Source organism: Streptomyces sp. NPDC059002, assembly GCF_042740435.1.
In the GTDB taxonomy this organism is placed as follows: Bacteria; Actinomycetota; Actinomycetes; order Streptomycetales; family Streptomycetaceae; genus Streptomyces.
The window spans coordinates 70,559-91,846 of the sequence record NZ_JBHYJI010000038.1; the positions used below are offsets into that span (position 1 = coordinate 70,559).

The 21,288-nt window shown below is 69.5% G+C and carries 21 protein-coding genes and 3 pseudogenes; 11 read left to right on the forward strand and 13 right to left on the reverse strand.

Annotation, left to right across the window (positions count from 1 at the left end; all coding sequences use genetic code 11):
• Positions 1-95: 95 nt before the first annotated feature.
• The 8 genes from ACFWZ2_RS28820 to ACFWZ2_RS28855 are packed head-to-tail and all read right to left on the reverse strand — an operon-like array spanning position 96 to position 8,352.
• Positions 96-1,376, reverse strand: coding sequence for a methylaspartate mutase (locus tag ACFWZ2_RS28820; RefSeq protein WP_384550515.1), 1,281 nt, complete (start codon positions 1,374-1,376; stop codon positions 96-98).
• Positions 1,373-1,837: a cobalamin B12-binding domain-containing protein gene (locus ACFWZ2_RS28825; protein ID WP_384550517.1), complete on the reverse strand. Its 465-nt coding sequence runs from the start codon at positions 1,835-1,837 to the stop codon at positions 1,373-1,375. Before ACFWZ2_RS28825 ends, ACFWZ2_RS28820 begins: the two co-directional genes overlap by 4 nt.
• A complete protein-coding gene (locus tag ACFWZ2_RS28830) occupies positions 1,837-3,090 on the reverse strand; it encodes a type III PLP-dependent enzyme (protein WP_384550519.1) in 1,254 nt (417 codons plus the stop codon). The genes ACFWZ2_RS28825 and ACFWZ2_RS28830 overlap by 1 nt, the downstream gene beginning before the upstream one ends.
• A complete protein-coding gene (locus ACFWZ2_RS28835; protein ID WP_384550521.1) occupies positions 3,087-4,616 on the reverse strand; it encodes an AMP-binding protein in 1,530 nt (509 codons plus the stop codon). The genes ACFWZ2_RS28830 and ACFWZ2_RS28835 overlap by 4 nt, the downstream gene beginning before the upstream one ends.
• Positions 4,613-6,193 (reverse strand): amino acid adenylation domain-containing protein, encoded by a 1,581-nt coding sequence (locus tag ACFWZ2_RS28840; protein WP_384550523.1) that lies wholly within the window; start codon positions 6,191-6,193, stop codon positions 4,613-4,615. The genes ACFWZ2_RS28835 and ACFWZ2_RS28840 overlap by 4 nt, the downstream gene beginning before the upstream one ends.
• Before the next feature lie 25 nt (positions 6,194-6,218).
• Positions 6,219-6,470 carry a phosphopantetheine-binding protein gene (locus ACFWZ2_RS28845; RefSeq protein WP_384550524.1) on the reverse strand — a complete coding sequence of 84 codons (252 nt, stop codon included), beginning with the start codon at positions 6,468-6,470 and terminating at the stop codon, positions 6,219-6,221.
• Positions 6,471-6,499: 29 nt separating this feature from the next.
• Positions 6,500-7,435 carry an ACP S-malonyltransferase gene (locus ACFWZ2_RS28850; protein WP_384550526.1) on the reverse strand — a complete coding sequence of 312 codons (936 nt, stop codon included), beginning with the start codon at positions 7,433-7,435 and terminating at the stop codon, positions 6,500-6,502.
• 20 nt (positions 7,436-7,455) lie between these two features.
• The gene (locus ACFWZ2_RS28855) at positions 7,456-8,352 is read right to left on the reverse strand and encodes a proline iminopeptidase-family hydrolase (RefSeq protein WP_384550552.1); all 897 of its coding nucleotides are present in this window, start codon (positions 8,350-8,352) and stop codon (positions 7,456-7,458) included.
• A gap of 534 nt (positions 8,353-8,886) precedes the next feature.
• On the opposite strand from ACFWZ2_RS28855, the gene ACFWZ2_RS28860 reads away from it, so the two are divergent.
• The 10 genes and pseudogenes from ACFWZ2_RS28860 to ACFWZ2_RS28905 form a co-directional block, all read left to right on the forward strand.
• Positions 8,887-10,119: a cytochrome P450 gene (locus ACFWZ2_RS28860; RefSeq protein WP_384550528.1), complete on the forward strand. Its 1,233-nt coding sequence runs from the start codon at positions 8,887-8,889 to the stop codon at positions 10,117-10,119.
• Positions 10,120-10,177: 58 nt separating this feature from the next.
• Positions 10,178-11,407, forward strand: coding sequence for a cytochrome P450 (locus tag ACFWZ2_RS28865; RefSeq protein ID WP_384550530.1), 1,230 nt, complete (start codon positions 10,178-10,180; stop codon positions 11,405-11,407).
• Between the two features lie 26 nt (positions 11,408-11,433).
• On the forward strand, positions 11,434-11,625 hold the full coding sequence (locus ACFWZ2_RS28870; RefSeq protein ID WP_384550532.1) for a ferredoxin: 192 nt from the start codon (positions 11,434-11,436) through the stop codon (positions 11,623-11,625).
• 222 nt (positions 11,626-11,847) lie between these two features.
• On the forward strand, positions 11,848-12,966 hold the full coding sequence (locus tag ACFWZ2_RS28875) for a DegT/DnrJ/EryC1/StrS family aminotransferase (protein WP_384550534.1): 1,119 nt from the start codon (positions 11,848-11,850) through the stop codon (positions 12,964-12,966).
• The gene (locus ACFWZ2_RS28880; RefSeq protein WP_384550535.1) at positions 12,963-13,904 is read left to right on the forward strand and encodes a Gfo/Idh/MocA family oxidoreductase; all 942 of its coding nucleotides are present in this window, start codon (positions 12,963-12,965) and stop codon (positions 13,902-13,904) included. The genes ACFWZ2_RS28875 and ACFWZ2_RS28880 overlap by 4 nt, the downstream gene beginning before the upstream one ends.
• Before the next feature lie 72 nt (positions 13,905-13,976).
• Positions 13,977-14,507, forward strand: coding sequence for an NUDIX hydrolase (locus ACFWZ2_RS28885; protein WP_384550537.1), 531 nt, complete (start codon positions 13,977-13,979; stop codon positions 14,505-14,507).
• Positions 14,508-15,040: 533 nt separating this feature from the next.
• Positions 15,041-15,301 (forward strand): hypothetical protein, encoded by a 261-nt coding sequence (locus tag ACFWZ2_RS28890; protein ID WP_384550539.1) that lies wholly within the window; start codon positions 15,041-15,043, stop codon positions 15,299-15,301.
• Positions 15,298-15,459, forward strand: a complete 162-nt coding sequence (locus ACFWZ2_RS28895; RefSeq protein WP_384550554.1) for a hypothetical protein — start codon at positions 15,298-15,300, stop codon at positions 15,457-15,459. Before ACFWZ2_RS28890 ends, ACFWZ2_RS28895 begins: the two co-directional genes overlap by 4 nt.
• A 605-nt stretch (positions 15,460-16,064) precedes the next feature.
• A complete protein-coding gene (locus ACFWZ2_RS28900; RefSeq protein WP_384550541.1) occupies positions 16,065-16,655 on the forward strand; it encodes an FcoT family thioesterase in 591 nt (196 codons plus the stop codon).
• A gap of 150 nt (positions 16,656-16,805) precedes the next feature.
• Positions 16,806-17,285 (forward strand): annotated as a pseudogene (locus tag ACFWZ2_RS28905) (transposase family protein); the annotation flags it as partial.
• Here ACFWZ2_RS28905 and ACFWZ2_RS28910 read toward each other — a convergent pair.
• The 5 genes and pseudogenes from ACFWZ2_RS28910 to ACFWZ2_RS28930 all read right to left on the reverse strand — a co-directional run.
• Positions 17,265-17,747 (reverse strand): annotated as a pseudogene (locus ACFWZ2_RS28910) (ISAzo13 family transposase); the annotation flags it as partial. The pseudogenes ACFWZ2_RS28905 and ACFWZ2_RS28910 sit on opposite strands and share 21 nt — an antisense overlap.
• A 152-nt stretch (positions 17,748-17,899) precedes the next feature.
• Positions 17,900-18,451: a GNAT family N-acetyltransferase gene (locus ACFWZ2_RS28915; protein ID WP_384550543.1), complete on the reverse strand. Its 552-nt coding sequence runs from the start codon at positions 18,449-18,451 to the stop codon at positions 17,900-17,902.
• 118 nt (positions 18,452-18,569) lie between these two features.
• Positions 18,570-19,380: pseudogene (locus tag ACFWZ2_RS28920) on the reverse strand (IS5 family transposase); the annotation flags it as partial.
• Positions 19,381-19,437: 57 nt separating this feature from the next.
• Positions 19,438-19,887 carry a hypothetical protein gene (locus ACFWZ2_RS28925; RefSeq protein ID WP_384550544.1) on the reverse strand — a complete coding sequence of 150 codons (450 nt, stop codon included), beginning with the start codon at positions 19,885-19,887 and terminating at the stop codon, positions 19,438-19,440.
• 558 nt (positions 19,888-20,445) lie between these two features.
• Positions 20,446-20,628, reverse strand: a complete 183-nt coding sequence (locus ACFWZ2_RS28930; RefSeq protein WP_384550546.1) for a hypothetical protein — start codon at positions 20,626-20,628, stop codon at positions 20,446-20,448.
• A gap of 182 nt (positions 20,629-20,810) precedes the next feature.
• Between ACFWZ2_RS28930 and ACFWZ2_RS28935 the strand changes: the two genes are divergently transcribed.
• Positions 20,811-21,203 (forward strand): hypothetical protein, encoded by a 393-nt coding sequence (locus tag ACFWZ2_RS28935; protein ID WP_384550547.1) that lies wholly within the window; start codon positions 20,811-20,813, stop codon positions 21,201-21,203.
• Positions 21,204-21,288 lie beyond the last annotated feature (85 nt).

Here is a 21,288-nt window from a genome sequence, read left to right on the forward strand (position 1 = left end):
CACGCATCTCCACTTTCCACCGACGCCTTTTCCTTCACCGTAGTGACGGCCTCGAAAGGGCCACACCCTTACGAACCCCTAGGCCCGTACCCCTTTTACGCCCCTACCCCTATTCCGTCCGCCGCCCCCGCACCGGATTCCGTGTCGAACGAACGGCGAATGTAGGACAGCGACGCGATAAGGCCACTGGACGTGATACCGCGCGAAGGGCGGACCTCCGCGATACCGGACAGCGGCATCCGCCCGATGTCCGACCAGCCGAGGCGGCCGTCCGCGTCGATATAGCTTCTGCTGAGTCCCGCGTTGTCCGGGTGCAGGCAGTAAGGAACATCGAGATACCCGAGGGCGAACGCGCCGAGCAGTGCCTGACCGAGGTCGTCGTCCATCTCCAGGACGGCGTTGACCAGTGCGGACGCCTCCGCGTACGTCTGGGATCCGGTACCGGGGCGCGGGGCGCGTTCGGTGCGTGCGGCGACCGACGCCGCGTATTCAAGGGCCGCGACGTTCTCGCCGACCTCAGGAATGCGGCGGGATTCCGCGACGGTTTTCACGATGAGCCGCTCCGAGCCGCTCGCGACGGCGAGTTCGGCGGCCTGCCCGAGCAGCCTGTACGCGCCTTGCGGGGTTTCCGGATAGAGCCCCATGTAGGCGTAGACGACGACATGCCATTCCGCGTCCGGCAGCAGTTCACCGCAGAGACTCCGCAATGCGGCCACCGCTTCGGCGTCCTGTCGCGCGTTGGTCTGCTGGGCGTAACTGGCCGAAATACTGCGGATGCCGTGGCGGTAGAAGAACAGCGCTTCCAGGGCGCTGACGGCCACCAGCAGACTGGGCGGGCACAGTTGGCCGAGGACGCAGCCGCCGAAGGTCTCCAGGTGCGGCTCGGCCCCGGTCTCGCGCAACGAGGCGAGGATGTCGCAGGACGCGGACCAGTTGGCCATGGACTCCCGCAGCGGTACGCGCCCGTAGGGCAGGCAGTACGAGACGGGACCGCCCTCGGAGGCGTCGAGGCCGACCGCCAGGAGGGCCCGGAAGATGTCCTGCGGCGCGGCGGAGCCGTGCCGGACCTGCACGGGGAAGTGCTGCCCCCGGATGCCGTCGAGGACCTGGCGCGTGGTGTCCTCGGTGTGGCTGACGAGGGGATAGCCGTTGAGCGACACGCCTTCAAGGAGGGCCAGTTCGGCCGACTCCAGGTCGCCGACCCTGGTGTAGCTGTCCAGGGTCAGCGTGCCGACGGTGGTCGCCGCCGCGTCCCGGGTGGCGAGCAGGCCGGCCCGCATGCGGGCCGGTTCGCTCATGCCCATCCGGGGCTGGACCACCAGCTGCCCGGCGTCGTGAGCCCGGCGGACGAAGCCGCCGAACCCTGCGCCGGTCACACCAGGGCCCGCTGCGGCAGTTCTTCGAGCATCCGCAGGAAGGCCGTGATGCCCTCGGCGCTGTCGTCGAACACCTCGTTGTATCCGGCGGCGCGCAGGGCGGCCAGGTCCTCGGTGCTGCGGGCCCCCGCGATGCCGAGCTTGCCGCCGATGACCGCCGGAATCCGGGCGAGTTCGGGCTGCTCGCGCAGCCGGGTGATGGTACGCATGCCGTCCTGGTAGCCGTGGCCGTTGACGCTGCTGACCACGATGAGGGCCGGGCGGTGGGTGCGGGCCTCGGCGATGAGGAGCTCCTCCGGCACGCAGGGGCCGAGGTTGACGACGCGCTGGCCGTGCTCCTCCAGGAGCAGCTGGAGGAAGACGAGGTTCCAGGTGTGCGAGTCGGAGATCCCGCCGGCGACGATCACCGGGGCGTCGCGGGAGGTGTCATCGGAGATGTCACGGTTGAGGGGGAGGGTCATCACAGGGCCTGTCCATGCTCGTAGGTACGCAGGTGCTCGATACGGGAGACGGACACCAACTCCTCGCCGCGGACGACGAGTTCCGCGGGCGCGGGCCTGCCGAGGAACATCAGCAGGCTGGCCGTGGGTCCGTAGGAGCCCGCGTTCGGGACGGTCAGCAGGTCCCCCGCGGCGAGGTCGGGCAGGGCGACATCGCGGCCGAGCACGTCGCCGGGGGTGCACAGCGGCCCGACGAGACCTGCGGGCACGACGTCGGAGCCGGTGTCGGAGTTCCCGTACGTCTCGTTCGGCTCGACGGACACCGGCAGGATCCGGCCGAGGCCGGACATGCCGCCGAAGGTGTTGATGCCGGCGTCCAGGATGAGGAAGCGTCGGCCGCGGCTCTCCTTGACGTTGACGACGCCGACGAGCAGCGTGCCGCTGTCGCTGACGAGGTAGCGGCCCGACTCGCAGGCGATGCGGGGTGCGCCCTCGCGCCAGCCGGGGAAGTGCTCGTCGAGCGCGCCGGACAGGGCCTCGCGCAGCTCGCCGTAGACGGGCCGCTCGCCCCGCACCGCGTACGGCGCGGCGAACCCGCCGCCGATGTCGACGAAGCGGAACCGCACGCCCAGTTGGTCCTGGAGCGCGGCCGCGGTGGCGATGGTGTGCCGGAACTCGGCGATCAGGCTCGCCTCGTCCTTGGCGTTGCTGAGCGGGAAGAAGTGCAGGCCCGCGATGGTGGTGCCGGGTACGTCGCGCAGTTCGGCGGCGAGCGCGGGCAGGGTCTCGCTGTCGAAGCCGAACTGCGAGGGGACGCCGGTCATCCGGATGCCGGTGGCGGCGGCGCCGGTGGCGTTGTTCACGCGCAGCAGGCAGTCGGCGACGGTGCCCAGACGTACCGCGCTCTCGCCGATGCGCCGCAGGTCGCCGGTGGACTCCACCGAGAACAGCCGGACGCCCGCCGTGAGCGCCTCGGCCAGCTCCTCCTCGGTCTTGCCGGGGCCGGTGTAGAGCACGTCGGCGCCGCGGAATCCCGCCTGCAGCACGGCGGCGAGTTCGCCGGTGGAGCTGATCTCGGCGCGGCACACCCGGCCGTCCCCTGCGCGCATCTCCCGCAGGATCTCCGGGTGGGGGTTGGCCTTGGCGGCGTAGAACAGTTCGACCTCGTCGGGCAGCGCGGCGAAGAGGTCCGCCCGTGCCGCCGCCACGCGGTCGAGATCGTAGACGTACGACGGGGTGCCGAAGCGTTTGGCGAGCTCGGTGGGGCCGGTCACTGCGGGGTTCCTTCCAGGATGTGGGCGAGCCGCTTGCGGTCGTGCTTGCCGTGCAGGGTCAGCGGCAGCTCGTCGACGACCCGGGCAAGGCCCGGCACCTTCGCCGGTTCCAGGCGCAGCGACAGCTCCCGCAGCAGGACGTGCGGGTCGATGTCGCCCTCGGCGAACACCGCGAGGGCACGGCCGTCGGCGGGCGGCAGGACGGCGGCGGCGCGCACGCCGGGCACGTCCGTCGCGGCGGCCTCGATCTCGGTGGTGCTCATCCGGGCGCCCTTGTGCTTGAACATGTCGTCGCGGCGGCCCTCGTAGTAGAGGAAGCCGTCCTCGTCGACGTGGCCGTAGTCGCCGGTGTGCAGCCGCAGGCCACCGCCCGGGGCGGGCCGGAAGGCGCGGGCGGTCTGCTCGGGGGCGCGCCAGTAGCCGGGCATCACGTGCGGGCCCTCGACGACGAGTTCGCCGGTCTCGAACGGCGGCAGCCGGTTTCCGTCGTCGTCGACGGCGAAGGACTGAGTGCCGGGCAGTGGGCGGCCGACCGAGTCGGGCTTGGCGTCCCTGAACCGCGGCGGCAGTACGGAGACGCGCTTGCACTCCGTCTGCCCGAACTGGATGACCACTTCGGAGCCGGGGAAGGCGGCGCGCAGCCCCTCGGCGGTGGTCTTCGGCAGCGCGGCACCGGTGTTGGTGAACATCCGCACCCGTGACGCGCGGCGCGGCTCGCGCTCGGCGAGGGCACAGATCATGGTGGCGAGCGACGGCACGATCGGCACGATCGTGGCGCCGGTCTCGTGGATGCGGCGCAGCAGCACGAGGTCGGATTCGCCGTCGGCGAGCACCAGTTCGCTGCGGCCGATCGCGGTCAGCAGCACCTTGTACAGGCCGTAGTCCCAGGAGATGGGGAAGCGGCAGAACACCACGTCGTCGGGGCGGTAGTCGAGTTCCAGGTTGATGGCCTCGGAGGCGAAGACCATCCGGCCGTGGGAGCAGATGACCGCCTTGGGGGCGGCGGTGGAACCGGAGGTGTACACCAGCACGGCGACGTCGTCGGGGCCGACCTGTGCGCCGCCGGAGCGGACGTCCCGGTCGCGCAGGGCGGCGATGTCCCGCCACACCTCGTCGAGCGCCAGGACGGGGGCGGCCCCGCCGAGGGCGGCGATCCGCTCCTTGGCGTCGTCGTCGTCGGCGATGACGAGGACGGGTTCGGCGTTGGCCGTGACCGCGCGCAGGTGGTAGTCCTTCATGCCCGTGTGGACGGGCACGAGTATCGCGCCGCGCCGGGACGTGCCGTAGACCAGCGCGACCAGTTCCCGGGTGCTCGGCACCTGGACGAGAACCCGGTCGCCGTGGCCGACGCCGCGGGACTCGAGCCAGGCGTCCACCGCGTGGCTGTACGCGGTGAGTTCCCGGTAGGTCCACCGCCCTTCGCGGTCGCTGACCGCCGCCCCGTCGGGAGTGGCCGCGGTGGCCTCGTCGAGGAGGTCGTGCACGACGGCGTCCGTGCGGGCTTCTGTTGTCCGTTGACGGTTCACTGCGCCCCGTTCTGCCTTTCGTCCGTGGTCCCGCGTCCGGCGGGGGCGGCGGTACCGGCCCGTGCCATGGCCGCCGCGGCCTGCTCGGTGAGCTGCCTGCGGTCGGTCTTGCGGTTGGAATTGAGGGGGAATGCGTCCAGATGGTGGTAGGCCCTTGGCACCACCGCGGCCGGCAGGAGCTGGCGCAGATGACGGGCGAGCCCGACGGGCGGCACCGGCTCGCCGGTGTGGAAGACGGCCAGTTCGACCGTCCCGTCCACCGGCACCGCCACGGTGACCGCGTCGCGTACGCCCGCGCAGGTGCGCACGGCGGCGTCCACCTCGGCGAGTTCCATGCGCACGCCGTGCACCTGGACCTGTGCGTCCGTGCGGCCGAGGTAGAGCCAACTCCCGTCGTCGGCGCGCCGGACACGGTCCCCGGTGCGGTAGAAGCGGTGGCCGTCGTGGGCCAGGAACCGTCCCGCGTCGTCGGCAGGGTCGAGGTAGCCGGGCGTGAGCTGGGGCCCTGCGATGCACAGTTCGCCCTCGTCGGTGGCGCCCGGGGCTCCCGAGTCGTCGAGGAGCAGCACCTCGTGGCCCTCGTGCACGGCGCCGATGGGCACCATGTCGTTGAGGTGGCGCACCGGCTGCCACCGGTGGGCGGCGACGGTGACGGTCAGTTCCGTCGGCCCGTACAGGTTCTCGATGACCGAGTCGGGCGCCGCGGCGGCCCAGTCCTCGGCGTCCTGGCAGCTCAGCGCCTCCCCGGCGAAGAAGCTCCAGCGCAGCGACGGCAGCGCGCCGGGTGCCAGGCCGCCCATGCGGCGGATCAGGGTGATCGCGCTGGGCGTGGAGAACCAGACAGTCAGGCCCTGTTCGGCCATGAACTCCGGCATGCGCAGATACGCCCGCTGCGGGGGCACCACGAGTGCGGCTCCGGCGCCCCAGGCACAGAACAGGTCGAACATCCCGCAGTCGAAGTTGAGGTCGAAGGTCTGCGAGAAGACGTCGTCGGGGCCGAAGTCGTAGCGCTCGTCGAGCAGGTGGAAGTAGTGCGTGGTGTTGGCGTGGGTGACCGGCACGCCCTTGGGCCGGCCGGTCGAGCCGGAGGTGAACAGGACGTACGCGCGGTCCGTGGGCCGGGTCGGCATGGGGGTCTTGAGCGCGCTGTCCGGATCGACGGCGATGACCGGCATCGGCTGGCCGCCCGGCGGGAACAGCGTGGGCAGTTGCACGCCGGTCTCCCGCAGCGCGGCCAGCGCGTCCAGGGTGTCGTCGGCCGCGAGCAGCGCACCGACCCCGGCGGCGTCGATCATCTGCCGGGTGCGGGCCGCGGGGAACGCGGGCTGCAGCGGGACGACGGTGACGCCGCTGTACAGGCCGGCCAGGAGCGCGACGTACGCCGTCGGGTGCTTCCCGGCGAGCACGCCGACGGCGGGGCGCGCCTCAGGCAGCCCGGCCAGCAGGGAGCCGGCCAGGAGCAGGGCGCGCTCGTGCAGTTCGCGGTAGGTCAGGGTGACGCCGTCGGCACGCAGCGCGGGCCGGTCCTGAGAGCGGTCCAGGCCCCGCAGGAAGCGTCCGGCCAGCGTGCCGTCCAAGGTGGGATCCACTGGGGCGGCCCGGCTAGCTCGCGGCGCGCTGGAGCATGCCTTCCACGGTCGCCCACAGGACGCGGGCGCTGCGGAAGGTCTCCAGGGTCAGCGCGCCGTCGAGGAACCGTATCTGGTACGTCTCCTCCAGGGTGCCCAGGAGCTGCACCATGCCCAGCGAGTCGAGGCCGAGGTCGCGCAGCTCCGCGTCGGGCTCCAGCGGCTCCTGCGGCGCGAGGAACGGCAGGAAGGTGCGCACTGACTGTTCGAACTGGTCGTCCCACATGAGGACTCCTCCATCGGGTCGGGTGGTGTTCAGGCGGCGCGCGGGGCGCGCCGGGGGGTCATGGCCAGGCGCGGATGCGCGGCGACGACCTCGAAGTTTCCGGTCGTACAGGGGACGCGGCCGAACAGGCTGTCCGGTCCCGCGACGCACAGCCGCCGCACGCCCAGGTCCTTCAGGGACGTGGTCACGCTCGGCCAGTTCATCGGCCGGACGAAACTGTCGAGCAGCATGGTGCGCAGCTCTTCGCCGGTCCTCAGGAGCGTGCCGTCCTGGTCGGCGACGACGGGCAGCTTCGGGTCGGCGAAGGTGTAGGCGCCGAGCACTTCCCGCTCGGCCTTGTCGCGCAGCGGGCCGAACGCCGAGGCGTGCATGGGCGGACGCATCGTGTACAGGGGCAGGCCGCCGATGGCGCGCAGCCGGTCCTGCAGCCACTCCACCCGGTGTTCGGCGAGGGAGATCATGTAGAAGCCCTCGTCGACGTGGCAGGAGATCTCGTGCCACTCCCCCGCTTCGTCGAGCTCCGCGCGGATCTCGTCGAGCCGCTCCTGCGGTGTCCGCACGAAGGACAGGGTCACGATGTCCCGGTGCTCGTGGGCGAAGTAGTCGTCCAGGCAGCGGGCGATCTGCGCGGTCAGGCGGACGGCGTCGGCCATCGGCAGGGCGCCGCAGTAGGCGATGGCCGCCTTCTCGCCGAAGCTCGGTCCCGCGATGACGTCGGGCTCGACGCCGAGGTGGTCCCGCGCCCAGGCTGCGCTGGCCAGGCAGTTCACGAAGAAGGCGACCTGCGCGGCCTCGGAGTAGTCGCCCTCGGCCTGCCGGAAGGTGTCGACCAGCGAGTACCCGAGGGCCTCGTCGGCGACGGCGACCAGTTCCCTGGCGTACCGGTTGACGACCATGAACCGGCCGACGTCGGCGAAGGAGGCCGGTCCCATGCCGGGAAAGACGAGAGCGGTGTCGAACGCCATGGTGGGTTCCCTGTTTCCCTTCACAGGCTCTTCAGGAAATCTGTCATCACGTCGAGGAACCGGTCCGGCTCCTCCAGGTGCGGCAGGTGGCTGGACTCCTCGAAGATCTCCCAGCGGGCGCCGGGGATGCGGTCCTTGTAGGGCTGCACGACCGCTTCGGTGGCCTCGTCGTGGCGGCCGCTGATGAGCAGCGTCGGCGTCCGGATCGCGTCGAGCCCGTCGATGACCGACCAGTCCTTGAGCGACCCGATGACGTGGAACTCGGTGGGGCCGTTCATCGTGTAGTAGACGGTCGGGTCGTTGTAGATCTCCATGAAGGAGGAGAGGAAGTCGCGCGGCCAGGGCTGGATCCTGCACACGTGACGGTCGTAGAAGACCCGCATCGCCGCCAGGTACTCCTGCGACTCGTAGGTACCGGCGGCCTCGTGGCGCAGCAACGTCTCCTGCACGCCCGGCGGCAGCTGGGAGCGCAGCCGCGCCATCTCCTCCAGCCAGATCGGGTACGAGGCGGGCGCGTTGGCGACGACGAGGCCGCGCAGGCCCGGCGGGCGGCCCATGGCGTGCGTGGCGCACAGCGGCCCGCCCCAGGACTGGCCGTACAGGACGTAGTTGTCGGCGATGCCCAACTGACGTACGAGATTGTCCAGTTCGGCCGCGAACAGCTCGACCGTCCAGAACTCCGGCTCTTTGCCGGGCAGATGCGTCGAGCCGCCGTTGCCGAGCTGGTCGTAGTGGACGACCGGCCAGCCCTGCTCGGCAAGGCGGGCCAGCGGCAGCAGGTAGTCGTGCGTACTGCCGGGTCCGCCGTGCACGGCGACGACGGCGGGGCGGCCCGCGCCGAGTTCTCCGGTCGTGCGGTACCAGGTTCGGTACTCACCGAACGGGACGGTGCCCTTCGCACTGGGCTGCGGGGACACAGTGATCACCTCACTCGGCGGTAGTCCGTTTCGTGATCGACGCTAATCGGCGCCGCGACGCCGCTGGACCCCTAGCTGCCCCTAGGGTCTGTCCCGCGGATCAGGTCGCGTGCGGGTGGCGCCCGCTGTTCGGTGCTGGTGAGCGGGGTCTGGTGCGTGCAGCTGCAAGGCGGAGGAGGGCGGCAACGCGGAGCGTTGACAACTGACGACAACGCGGCAGATGTGCGTGCCAGACCCCGCGACCGCGGCATGATCCGCCGGACACCCCCTAGGGGGTGTCGTCCACATCACGCTCGACGGGGCCGCGGTGACCTGCCGTCGGCGGGCCGGTGGAACCAGGGGCCGCTAGGGGTGTGGAGCGCGGGGCGCGGCTGCTTAGCGTGCGGGGGACGGCCGACGGCGCCACACCTCCGCCGGCCTCGGGCCTCCGACGGCGCCACACCGCGCACCGGCCGCGACGCCCCACCGCACGCCGGCTTTGGGCCGCTGAATCTGGTGCCGACGTGTCCTGTTACCGACATCGCGAGAGGGATCATGACTGCACCTGCCGACCCGTCCCACGAGGCCGCGCCTCCGGAGTTCCCGATGCGGCGCGGCTGCCCCTTCAGCCCGCCCGACGACTACGCCACGATGCGCGAGAGCGAGCCGGTCGCGCGCGCCGCGCTGAAGGTGAACGGCAAGCCCACCTGGCTGGTCACCCGGCACGAGGACTACAAGAAGATCCTCGGCGACGCGCGCGTGAGCGCCAACCTGAAGCTTCCCGGCTATCCGCTGCAGGTGCCGGTGCCCGAAGAGATGCTGCAGGCGGTGCCGCTGACGTTCCTCTCGATGGACCCGCCGGACCACACCGTCCAGCGGCGCATGCTCGCCCCGGAGTTCGGCCTGCGCCGGATGCGGGCGCTGCGCGAGCGGGTGCAGGAGATCGTGGACCACCAGCTGGACCTGCTGATCGCCAAGGGCGGCCGGGGCCCGGTGGACCTGGTGACCGGCTTCGCGCTGCCGGTGCCGTCCCTGGTGATCTGCGAACTGCTCGGCGTGCCCTACCAGGACCACGCCCGGTTCGAGGAGTGGGCGTGGGCGATCATGAACCACGACATCAGCGACGAGGACCGCGGCCGCGCACACTACGAACTCGACCAGTACGTCGACGGGTTGGTCACCGCCAAGGAGAGCGACCCGGGCGACGACATGATCAGCCGGCTGATCGAGTTCAACCGCGCCGAGCCGGCCGTGGAGCACTCCGACATCGTCAGCATGGCCCGGCTGATGCTGGTCACCGGCCACGAGACGACCGCCAACATGATCGCGCTGGGCACCCTGGCGTTCCTCGAACACCCCGACCAGCTGGCCGCCGTGCGCGAGCAGCCGGAGCTGATGCCCCGCGCGGTCGAGGAGCTGCTGCGCTTCTTCTCGATCTCCGACGCGGGCACCGCGCGCGTCGCCCTGGAAGACATCGACCTGGGCGGCGTCACCATCCGGGCCGGCGAGGGCATTCTGCCGCTGAACAACTCCGCCAACCACGACGAGTCCGTCTTCCCCGACGCCAACACCTTCGACGTACGGCGCGAAGCACGCAGCCATGTGGCCTTCGGTTACGGCGTCCATCAGTGCATCGGGCAGAACCTGGCCCGCCTGGAGCTGGACGTCGTCTACTCCACGCTGTTCCGCCGCCTGCCGACCCTGCGCCTGGCCGCCCCGGTCGACGAACTCCGGTTCAAGGACGACGCGATCGTCTACGGCCTCTACGAACTGCCCGTCGCCTGGTGACGGCGGACCGCCCCAGCATCTCCCCCGCCACCGCGCCGTGACCATCCGAGAGGCCGCCATGACCCAGTCCGCCGAAGAGGCACCCGAGACGCAGTACCCGCAGTTCCCCATGAAGCGCACCTGCCCCTTCAGCGAGCCGGGCGAGTACGCGAAAATGCGCGAGAGCGAGCCGGTCGCGCGCGCCACGCTGAAGGTGAACGGCAAGCCCACCTGGCTCGTCACCCGCCACGAAGACGTCAAGCAGGTGCTCGGCGACGCGCGCGTGAGCTCCAACCTGAAGCTGCCCGGCTATCCGCACCAGTTCCACATCCCCGAGGAGATGCTGGCGCAGGTCCGCCTGATGCTCCTGTCCATGGACCCGCCGGAGCACACGGCTCAACGCCGCATGCTCATCCCCGAGTTCACCGCGCGCCGGGTCAAGGAGATGCGCCCGCGCATCCAGCAGATCGTCGACGAGCACATCGACGCGATGCTCGCGTCTAAGGGCCCGGTGGACCTGGTGACGGCGCTCGCGCTGCCGGTGCCCTCCCTGGTGATCTGCGAACTGCTCGGCGTGCCCTACGAGGACCACGCACAGTTCGAGGAGTGGTCCGCGGCGATGATGAACCACGAACTGAGCCCGGAGGAGTACGGGGCCGCGGTGCAGGGCCTGGACATCTACCTCGACAAGCTCGTCACCGCCAAGGAGAACGCGCCCGGTGACGACCTGATCAGCCGGTTCATCGAGAAGAACCGCGTGGATCAGGTAGCCGACCACGTCGACGTGGTGACCATGGCCCGGCTGATGCTGGTCGGCGGCCACGAGACCACGGCCAACATGATCGCGCTGGGTGTGTTCGCGCTCCTCGAGCATCCGGAGCAGCGTGCGGCCATTCAGGACGACCCCTCGCTACTGCCGCACGCCATCGAGGAGTTGCTCCGCACGTTCTCCATCTCCGACTCCGGCACGGCGCGCGTGGCCCTGCAGGACATCGAGGTCGGCGGCACCACGATCCGGGCGGGCGAGGGCATCCTCGCGCTGAACAACGCCGCCAACCACGACGAGTCCGTCTTCCCCGACGCGGGCACCCTCGACATCCGCCGCCCCGAGGCACGCAGCCACCTGGCCTTCGGATACGGCATCCACCAGTGCATCGGCGCGAATCTCGCACGGGTCGAACTGGAGGTCGTCTACGAGACGTTGCTGCGCCGGGTCCCCTCGCTGCGCCTCGCCGCTCCGGTGGAAGAACTCCGGTTCAAGGACGACGCCATGGTCTACGGCCTCTACGAACTGCCCGTCACCTGGTGACGGCCGACCCGGCGGGAAGCCCTCTCATGCGTATCAGCACGGACAGCGACAAGTGCGTCGGCGCGGGACAGTGCGCGATGTTCCTCCCCGACGTGTTCGACCAGGGCGACGACGGCGTCGTCGTCCTGCTCCAGGAGCAGCCGTCCGAAGGAAAGCGCCAGGACGTCCGCACGGCCGCCGCGCTGTGTCCCTCGAACTCCATTCGCATCGTGGAGTGACCGTGCGGGCCGGGAGCGGTGGCTCCCGGCCCTCACCTTCGCCAGACGTGCCTACTGCCGCCGGCCGGCGCCACCACCGTCCGAGGCTGCGGGGCAGTCTCCCGCGCACCTGGCCGCGCCCGAACGGCTCACAACGGCTGGTGGCTGAAACCCACGTGCTCGATGGTGGAACACGGATGTGATCACACCCGCGCGGGGGCCCAGGCACGAGAGGACCAGTCGATGGAGGGATCCCCCGTTCCCATCGCCGCGCCCGTCATGGGGGAACCGGAGATCGCCGCTGTCGTGCGGGTGCTGCGCAGCGGCCACTTCGTGCAAGGCCCCGAAGTCGCCCGGTTCGAGCAGGAGTACGCGGCTCTGGTCCAGGGCCGCGAGTGCATCGCGGTCAGCTCCGGCACCGCCGCCTTGGTGGTGACGCTTCTCGCCCACAAGATCGGCCCCGGCGACGAGGTGATCGTGCCGTCCTTCTCGTTCGTGGCGACGGCCAACGCGGTGCGTCTGGCCGGTGCCACTCCCGTACTCGCCGACATCGATCCGCTGACCTACTGCCTGGATCCCGAGGCCGCTGCATCTGCCATCACACCACGCACGAGTGCGCTGCTGCCCGTGCACCTGTACGGGCACCCGGCCCCCGTCGACCGGCTGACCGCTCTCGCCGCTCGGCACGGGCTGGCGCTGATCGAGGATGCCTGTCAGGCGCACGGAGCAATCCTGCACAACCGGCCAGTGGGGACCTTCGGCACCGGATGCTTCAGTTTCTATCCGACCAAGAACATGCACAGTATCGAAGGAGGCATGATCACCACGAACGACCCTGCCCTGGCACGTGCCGCGCGTCTGCTGCGCAATCACGGCATGGTGGAGCGCTACCGGCACGAGGTCGTGGGAGCGAACTGGCGGATGAGCGACGTGGCCGCGGCCGTCGGGCGGGTGCAGCTGCGCCGACTGGGCAGCAGCACGGCTCGCCGCCGCACCCACGCCGCCGCGCTGACCGCCGGGCTCAAAGACAGCGGACTGCTCCTTCCGCAGCAGACACCGGGCGCCGCTCATGTGTGGCACCAGTACACCGTCCGGATTCCGTCGGACCGGACCGTCCGGCGTGCCGTCATCGAGCACTTCGCCGCACACGGCATCGCCACCGAGGTGTATTACCCCACCCCCATCCACCGCCTCGCACCGTACGCGGACTGGCGCGCCCGGCACCGGCCAAGCCTTGAGCAGTCCGAGCGCGCCAGCGACCAGGTCCTCTCCCTCCCGGTCCACCCGGGCTTGTCCGCCCGCGCCCTAGGACGCGTCATCGAAGCCGGGCGCGGCTGGGCCGCAGCCCGGCACACCTCATGACCGGCCCACCTCTGCGCGCCGGCCTGATCGGCCTGGGGGTCATGGGCTGTCGCCACGCGCGCGTACTGCAGTCGCTGCCTGGGGTGACCCTGGTGGGGGCCGTCGACCCTGCAGGGGATCGCTACCGCGCTGTCACGGGCACCCCGGTGGTCGCCACCACCGACGAACTTCTCACCCTGGGAATCGACTATGCCGTGCTGGCCTGTCCGACCAGCCTCCACGAGGCCATCGGTCTGAAGCTGGCCGCACACGCGCTGCCCGTGCTGATCGAGAAACCGCTGGCCGCCAGCGCCGCAGCCGCCCAACGCCTGCAAGCTGCCTTCGCGGCGGCGACGGTGCCTGCGGCCGTGGGCCATATCGAACGCTTTCACCCCGCCCTCCAGGCCCTGCGAACACACCTGCGGACAGGGAAACTCGGCACCATCCACTACGTCGCGACCCGACGCCAGGGACCCAGGCCGCGACGCATCACCGATGTCGGTGTCCTGCAGGACACCGCCGTCCACGACATCGACACCACTCAATGGCTGACCGGCGATACCTACACCGCCCTGGACACGCATGTCCGCCGCTGCGCCAACCGTCCCCACGAGGACCTGGCCGTCCTGGCCGGCCGACTCACCGGGGGCAGTGTGACGAGCCACGTCGTGAGCTGGCTGTCCCCCTTCCGGGAACGCCTCACCACCGTCACCGGTGACAGAGGCTGTCTGCACGCCGACACCCTCACCGAACGGCTCACCTACCATCCCCACCACGGCAGCAGCACCCACATACCGCTGCCGTCGAGGGAACCGCTGCTGGCCGAGCACCTCGCCTTCCACGCGCTGCTGCGCACAGGGAGAACAGACGTGCTCGCCACCCTGGAGGAAGGAGCACTGGTGGTCGCCCACCTTCAGTCCGCCCTCCAGCGCTCACGACGCCCCGGCACAGGACACTGAACGGCACCTGGCATCGCCCGGCCTACGACACGCCCGTCCGCAAGCGCCGACCAGAAGGAGGACCCACCACATATGCACGACTACGTGGCCGAACTACGGGCCCTGGTGGGCCACCGCCCCCTCATCCTCCCCGGCGCCGCTGTGCTGCTCACCGACGAACGGGACCACGTGCTGCTGCTGGCGCGTGCCGACACCGGAGGGTGGGGCCTGCCCGGAGGACTGATGGAAAGGGGTGAGTGCCTGGAGGACACCGCCCGGCGAGAAGTGCAGGAAGAAACCGGCCTCGAGCTCGGCACCTTGCAGCTCTTCAACGTCTACTCCGGCGCTGACCAGTTCTACCGGTATCCCAACGGCGACGAAATCTACAACGTGACCGTCGTCTACCGCGCCCACCCGCCCGCGGGCAGCACCCCGCGTGTGGATCAAAGGGAGAACACCGATTGGCGCATGTTCCCTGCCGACCGACCACCCGCGGCGCTCATCGCCCCGGAGAAACCGATCCTCGCCGACTACGCCCGGGCCATCGCCCACGCGACCGGACAACCGGCCGGTTCGTCGGGCGAGCCACTCCAAGGGATGCCGCCCGTAGCCGGTACTGACTGACCGGGCGAGGCACACCGGCGGCTGCGAGGAGCCGTCCCGGCACTCAGGCCGCCGTGGTGGGAATCGACTGCCGATTTCCCGGTGGAGTGAACACCCCAGGAGCGCTGCGGCAGTTGGCGGCCGACAGCCGCTCGACCGCCGGTCCAGGCCGCGCCGGAGATCGGATCCTCGCGGTGATCCGGGGCGGTGCGGTCAACAACGATGGCCAGGCAACGAGGCTGGCTGCGCCCTCCACCGAGATCGTGACCAGGCGACAGTCTTCCGGCATGGCCATCGGCTGGCATGCGCCACCCAGGTGCTGCTCAGCTCTGGCAGGCCACCGCTCAGACGGTTCGGCGACCGATCCGCAAGGACTTCAGAGGGCGCGCGAGGGATGCTCGGGCACCACTGGCATCCCGCCAGTTCAGCCAACAAGGCGATTTCGCGCCACCTGCCCCCGGCCGCTTCCATGGCACCTGCCTCGCTCGGCTGACCGAATTCGCGTCCGCCCGGCGAGGCGCGGACGTTCACCATGCAGAGCGGAAGACCCTGCCTTGAAGGACATCTACGAGCGGCTGCTGGCCGCTGCGAGCCTGCGGTCGGCGGACGGTGCGATACGCGTCGTGTCGGAGTACGAGCCGGTGGCCGGGGTGGGTACGCCGCTGTTTCCGCCGACCGTGAAGGCGAAGGAGACGAACTCTCCTGGCTACTTGGTCGAGCCGCGCTATGTACAGGGCATTGAGGCGCAGGTGGTTCTATTGGATCAGCCCAGTCCCAGGTCAATTGGTGTGAGACAGCGCTGCTCGACGTGGTGAAGCGACGGGAGATGTTCATCCCGTACCTGGAGATGGTGACCGAGCCACAGGGCATGCCGGTCCGGATGACGAATCTGGAGGCTGCTCACCGATCGCAAGATCCCATTTCCGTGACTCGGCGGATTAGACAGGAACAAAGTTCGACGCGACGGAGCTGAGCGCCGTTCTTCTCCCGGGCAAAGGGCTACGACCTGGTCCACTGCGGCGAATTTCCCTGCCGCGTACTGCACATCGGCCGCAGCACCCGCGTCGTCACCGCATCCCTCCTCCGGGTACTCGACAGCGGCGAGCCTGAGTACAGCGGAGCCCATGACGCATACCCCGCGCCCGCCTGACACGCTGCGCGCAGAAGCCCCCCGCCGGACACCGGCGGGGGGCTTCCGTTTGTCACAAACGCAACCACAACCGGATCACCGCCACGGTGATTGTGCTGCGAAAAACGCATGCCCGCTTGTCGAAGCGCATGGCAACGCAGTCGTGTTCCCAGCGCCTGCGATACGGCTCTGCGATCCCGCATGCCGTGGGCTCGGACAAGCAACGGCGGGGCTCCGGATCAGGTGCAGGTGGCAATTTCGCGGTCCGCCCAGCACACTCCAGGTGGATGGAAACGGCACTGAGGCATACAGCCGCCCCACCCCTCACAGAGGGGCGCAGAACCTCGCCGCGCCGGATGAACAACAAGTCAGCGACAAGTCAACCCAGTTCGGCCGAAAACAGGTTCAGCACGACGGTTAGCCCACCCTTGGCGTGGCAGCCACACACCATGAGCCCAGTCGATGAGCCGCCACGCGCCCACCCCAACGCCGCTACGGCCAGCGCTGACGACACCGCTCTGCTGGCCCGCGTCCTGAGCTGCTACAAGGAGCACTGCCGCTACCTCACCGGGGCTCAGGTCCGGACTGCGGACAGTCAGGACCGCTACCCCCTTCAGTGCGTTGGCCAGTTCACCGTCCCCACATCCTGCTACTTCACGCCCGCGGCCAGCGATGACTACCACTGCACTGTGGTCGAGTCCCAGATCTGCGCCAGTCAGATCACGAACTACCTGATCGCTTCCGCTGTCCGCGACCGGCTCGCCGCGCCCTTCGACCTCTGGACCTTGGATGACATCTGGCAACGCCAACGCCACGCCTTCCTGGCCCCCGAGCTCCACTACACCTACCGGGCGCCGATCCGAAGCCGGACGTTCCACGGCGAGGCCGCGATCACTCATGTCGCGTACAAGCGAGGTCGTCGTGCCCCGTTCCTGCTGCTCAACATTACCCACGACTTCTCCGATGACAGGGGAGGCGTCTTCCATGGCGAGAAGAAGCTAGCCATCACTGACCCGCCAGGCGTCCCGACCACCCCCTGAGACAGCTCACCCCGTCCCGCGGCGCGTTGGACTACCCCGCCGCCACCAGCCGAGAACGTCACCAGTAATGCCATGACCACGGCACCTCACCTTCCCCTGTGCGGAGCGGACTGGAGGGGATCCCTGGCGGGATAGGGCACCAGCTGGGTCGGCATCAGGATCGCAACCGTCTTCCGCTGCATACGCGAGGTCGTCGAGGTCCTGGCCGCCCTCGCCCCGTCTCTGGCCGAAGCGATGAAGACGATCCGGAGAAGGCGTTCGTCATCTTCGACGGCACCCTGCTATCCATCGACCGCGTCGTCGCCGACACCCCCTACTACTCCGGGAAACATCAACGCCACGGCATGAACGTCCAGGTCCTCACCGACCCGTTCGGACGGCTGCTGTGGGCCTCGCCCGCGCTGCCCGGCTCACCTCACGGCCTGACCGCCGCACGGGCGCACGGGCGCACGGGGTCTTCGAAGCCCTCGCCGACGCGGGGCTCACATGCTGGACGGACAAGGCGTACCAAGGAGCCGACCCGTCCGGGTTCCGTTCCAGGGCCGCCGACTCAAGATGTGGCAGCGCCGCTACAACACCACTCACGCCAAGATCCGCTGCCTCGGCGAGCGGGCCATCGCCACCCTCAAGGGCCTTGGCTGCAGCCTGCAGACTGAAGCCCTCCTCACGCAGCAGGTCTCCGACCGTGTTCGCACTCACCTTGTGGCCCTGACGAGTGAGATCGGCGGCGAGGTTCCTGGTCGACGTAACCGTCCATCGCAATGGCGACATCGGATCGCCCCGTTCGTCAGGCTCCACCAGCGCCAGCAGCGCGGGCTGCAGACCCGGATCAAGATCCGCAGCCCCCTTCCGGCCACCTCCGGCCCTGCGTACCCGGCCCAAAGGCGCCTCGCCGGCCACCAACTCGTCGATGCTCCTGCGGACCGTCATCTCCCTGCCCCGGGCCGCCCGCGCGACCGCCCGGATACCGCCGTGGCCCAGGATCCTGGCCTCGGCCCCCATCATCAGCCGCCGCTGTCGCTCGTCGAGGTGTGGGAACAACACCCCACAATTGATGGCCAGTTGATCTCGAGTCTCGTGAGGTATGCCCATACCACGTGAATGAGCTCGCCCGCGGAAAACAACACGTTGATTCTCTGCGAACGCTTAGAGCTCGTAACAGGATCTTGCTGAGGTGCCCTGGTCGGGCACGACCGATGCGGGTATTCAGAATGCACGGACCATGAACTGTGGGCTTGGTCGGGCTACCGGGCTGGTACGGCCTCACGCCACATCGGCCACACTGACACCCCGCCGTGCGGCAGGCGCAGCTCGCGGCGCACGGTGAAGCCGAAATGCTTGTAGAAGGGGATGGTGTCGATCGTGGATGCCTCCAGGTAGGCCGGTGCCCCCGCCGCGTCGGCGAGGGCGAGTCCGGAGCGGAGCAGCGCGGCGCCGTGGCCCTGCCCGCGGGCGGCGGGGTCGGAGCCGATCACGGCGAGATACCAGTGCGGCTCGCTCGGCGTCTCGGCGCTGATCACCTCGTAGCTGTCCTGCAGCACGCTGGCCTGGTCGCCGAAGACGTCCCCGAGCTTCTCCAACAGCTCGGGGCCGGGCTCCCCGGCGCCGTCCCCCTTCGGCGGGAACCAGAAGGCGGCGCCGCCGCCGGTCGTTTCGCACCTGCCGTGGGGCCCGTAGTGAAGGTCGTGGAGGGCAGTGAAGTACCGCGCGAGCAGTTCGCTTCGCGTGCCCTCGTCCGGAAGGAGCCATTCCAGCATGGGGTCGTGAGCGAAGGCCCGCGCCAGGGTCCTGCTCACGTCAGGGACGTCATCGGGCGTGACCGACCTGGGAGTTGATGTGATCGCCATATCTCGATTGTGCAGATTGGCGATCAAAGGGGTGTAAGAGCTCGTACCAGGAGCAGGATCCCGCCTTCCTGAGGCGCCTCCAGCAGATCATGCTGCAGGCCAACGAGAGCAAGGCGTCGTGGAGTTCGAGCGTCGTTCCCACCGGACGGCGAGGCGCTTGAACTGGTGGAGCAGGGCGAAGGTCCGCTCGACGACGTAGCGGAATGTGCCCAGACCCTTGATATTCGGGGCACCCTTGCGCGAGACCACGGGCATGATCCGGCGTTTGTGCAGTTCACGACGGACGGCCCGGGAGTCGTACGCCGTGTCGCCCAGCACGGGGTCGGGGCGGTGGCGGGGGTGGCCCTGGCGGCCGGTCACGGGCGGGATGCCGTCGACCGGGGCGAGGGTCTGGATGATGGCGTTGACGTTCGCCGCGGTGGTTGTGACGTGGAGCGGGGTGCCGCGTCCGGCGCAGATCGGGCGGTGTTTGCTGCCCGTCTTCCGGCGGTCTACCGGCGACGGGCCGGTCTCGGCTCCCGCCCTTTCGTGCGGATGGGGGAGCCGTCCACGCACGCGCGGGACCAGTCGAGGTCACCGGCCGCGTTCAGTTTCGCGAGCAGCATGTGCTGCAGCTGCTCGAAGACCCCGGCCTGCTCCCAGCGCTCCAGACGCCGCCAGCAGGACTGTTCGGAGCCGAACCCGAGCTCCGGGGGCAGGAGTTGCCAGGCGATGTCCTGGTGCAGAACGTACAGAATGTCCTGCAGGCACAATCGGTCCGGCACCGGCTTCGGCCCTGACGACCGCTCCGGCCAGGACGGCAGTAACGGTTCGATCAGCGCCCACAAGTCGTCATCCACGATCCACGGCCGAGTCGTCACACCCACCCGAACGGTCAGATCGTCACGACAGTCACGCCCGGCTAGGACCGTTCAGCACGATCCTGTTACGAGCTCTTAGGGCGTGCATCGGCTGCTGTTGACCCAGTCAGCCACGGCCGCGGCGACCTCCGCAGAACTGCGGCCTGTAGTGGTGAACTCCCGGTCCACCGCGGCCCGGAGCTCTTCCGCGTCCTTGACCGCCTCCTCGATCTGGCCGGACTCCCAGCCCCGAGCGGCAAGGCGGGCGCGCCGGTCGGCGTCGGTGCAGTCCAGGCGCGCCCACACAACACACGGCAGACCCACAACATCCGCGGCCGCGCCGGCCCATTCGTCGGGCGTCAAGGGGCACAGGAGCAGCACCGGCCTGCCGCCTCGGAGCATCATCGCCGCGATCCTCACCCAGAGCCTGTTGTAGGCGGGCCACACGGCACTCGCCGAGGACGAGGTGATGTCGATGCCCATCAGGCTGCCGTCAGGTTCCGGCAGCTCATCGAAGTCGGCGGCGCCGAACGGATAGGTCCTCACATGCCGCAGAAGCGTGGACTTCCCCGCTCCGGGAGCACCAGTGATGATGTGCAGCGTCGACAAACCCGCTTCGCTCCGGTCCTCAGTGGTGTGTGCCAGTAGACCCTCGCCATTTTACTGATTGCTTCAAAATGCCTTCCGGAGTCGGCGAAGGCCCTCGGCTTCGACTCGGGTTGCCGCCACGGCCCGGAGCCGAGCAGAGCTTCGGCGCGGGCCGAGCCGACGAAGACATGGAGTGTCGGGGCCGGTCACGACGCTGCAGCACAGGTTTCACCCGTACCACCGCTGGTCCGGGCACGCCCAGCGCCCCGACACGGACGGGCAGCAGAATGCCAGCACCAGAGACGCCCACGGGAGCCGAGTCCTCATGGCCGACGTGCACGGCAAGGGCTGCCGGTCCGACAGCTGCCCGCAGCCAGCAAAATCCCTCCGTGGCAAGGCAGCTATGGAAGAGCTGCACCGGTGAGCAGCAGGTCGCGACCGGGGCAGGTTGCCTTCCCTTCGCCACGTACAGCCCGTGGAGGGGAGCGCGGATCAGAGGCCCGGGGGCGAGGATGCCTACTCTGCCGCCCGCGGCCGTACCAGGTGGCGTGGTGACGAAGGCGATCCGGTCGGCGCCGATGACGGCGGTGACCGCTTGCCATTGGCAACGACGTGGTCGGCGCCCAGGTCGCCCTTGTCCGGCGAGTGTGTGATCGCGATGGTCTCGAAGCCGGATGCCTTGACCACCTGCAGGGCCATCTCTAGACGATTGATTCCCAGGTCAGTGGTCGCAGGTTGGCAGCGAATGGATGAGCGGTCCGCCTGGCTTGCGGTTGTGTCAGATCGCGGTCGAACTGGACCAGCTGCGGGCGGGGTGACGCACCTCGCGCCGCATCTGCTTGAATGCGGCCCAGCCTGCCGTCCGTCACCGGGAGACCCGTATGCGTCGAACGCTCGCAGTGACCACACTCGCCATCGGGCTGGTGCTGGTCGGGTGTTCCGAGGAGTCGGAGCCGATCACCGGCAAGTGGATCGCGGACGGGCCGCAGCCGCCGGGTTACTCCGACTTCGCGGACCGGGCAACGATCCACGTCGACAAGAACAACAAGGCCGTACTCGGCACCTCGCCGATGAGGCTGTGCGGAGACGCGAAGGTGACAGACAAGGAAACGGGCGACGGAGACGGCGCCACGTACCGCATCGCGTTCAGTTCCGCGTGCCTCACGGTCAACGTTCCAACGAGCCTGGAGGTCGTGGTCGACGGGGACACCTTGGAGGCCACTCCCACGGGCCGACGGGACGAGAAGGCTTTCCGGTTCCGGCGCGCCGACTAGGGCCTGTCCGGCGGATCTTGTGACCTCTCTTGTCGGCGTACTAGCTCATCTGCAGAGCGAAGTACGGGCTCAAATGCAGAGGTGT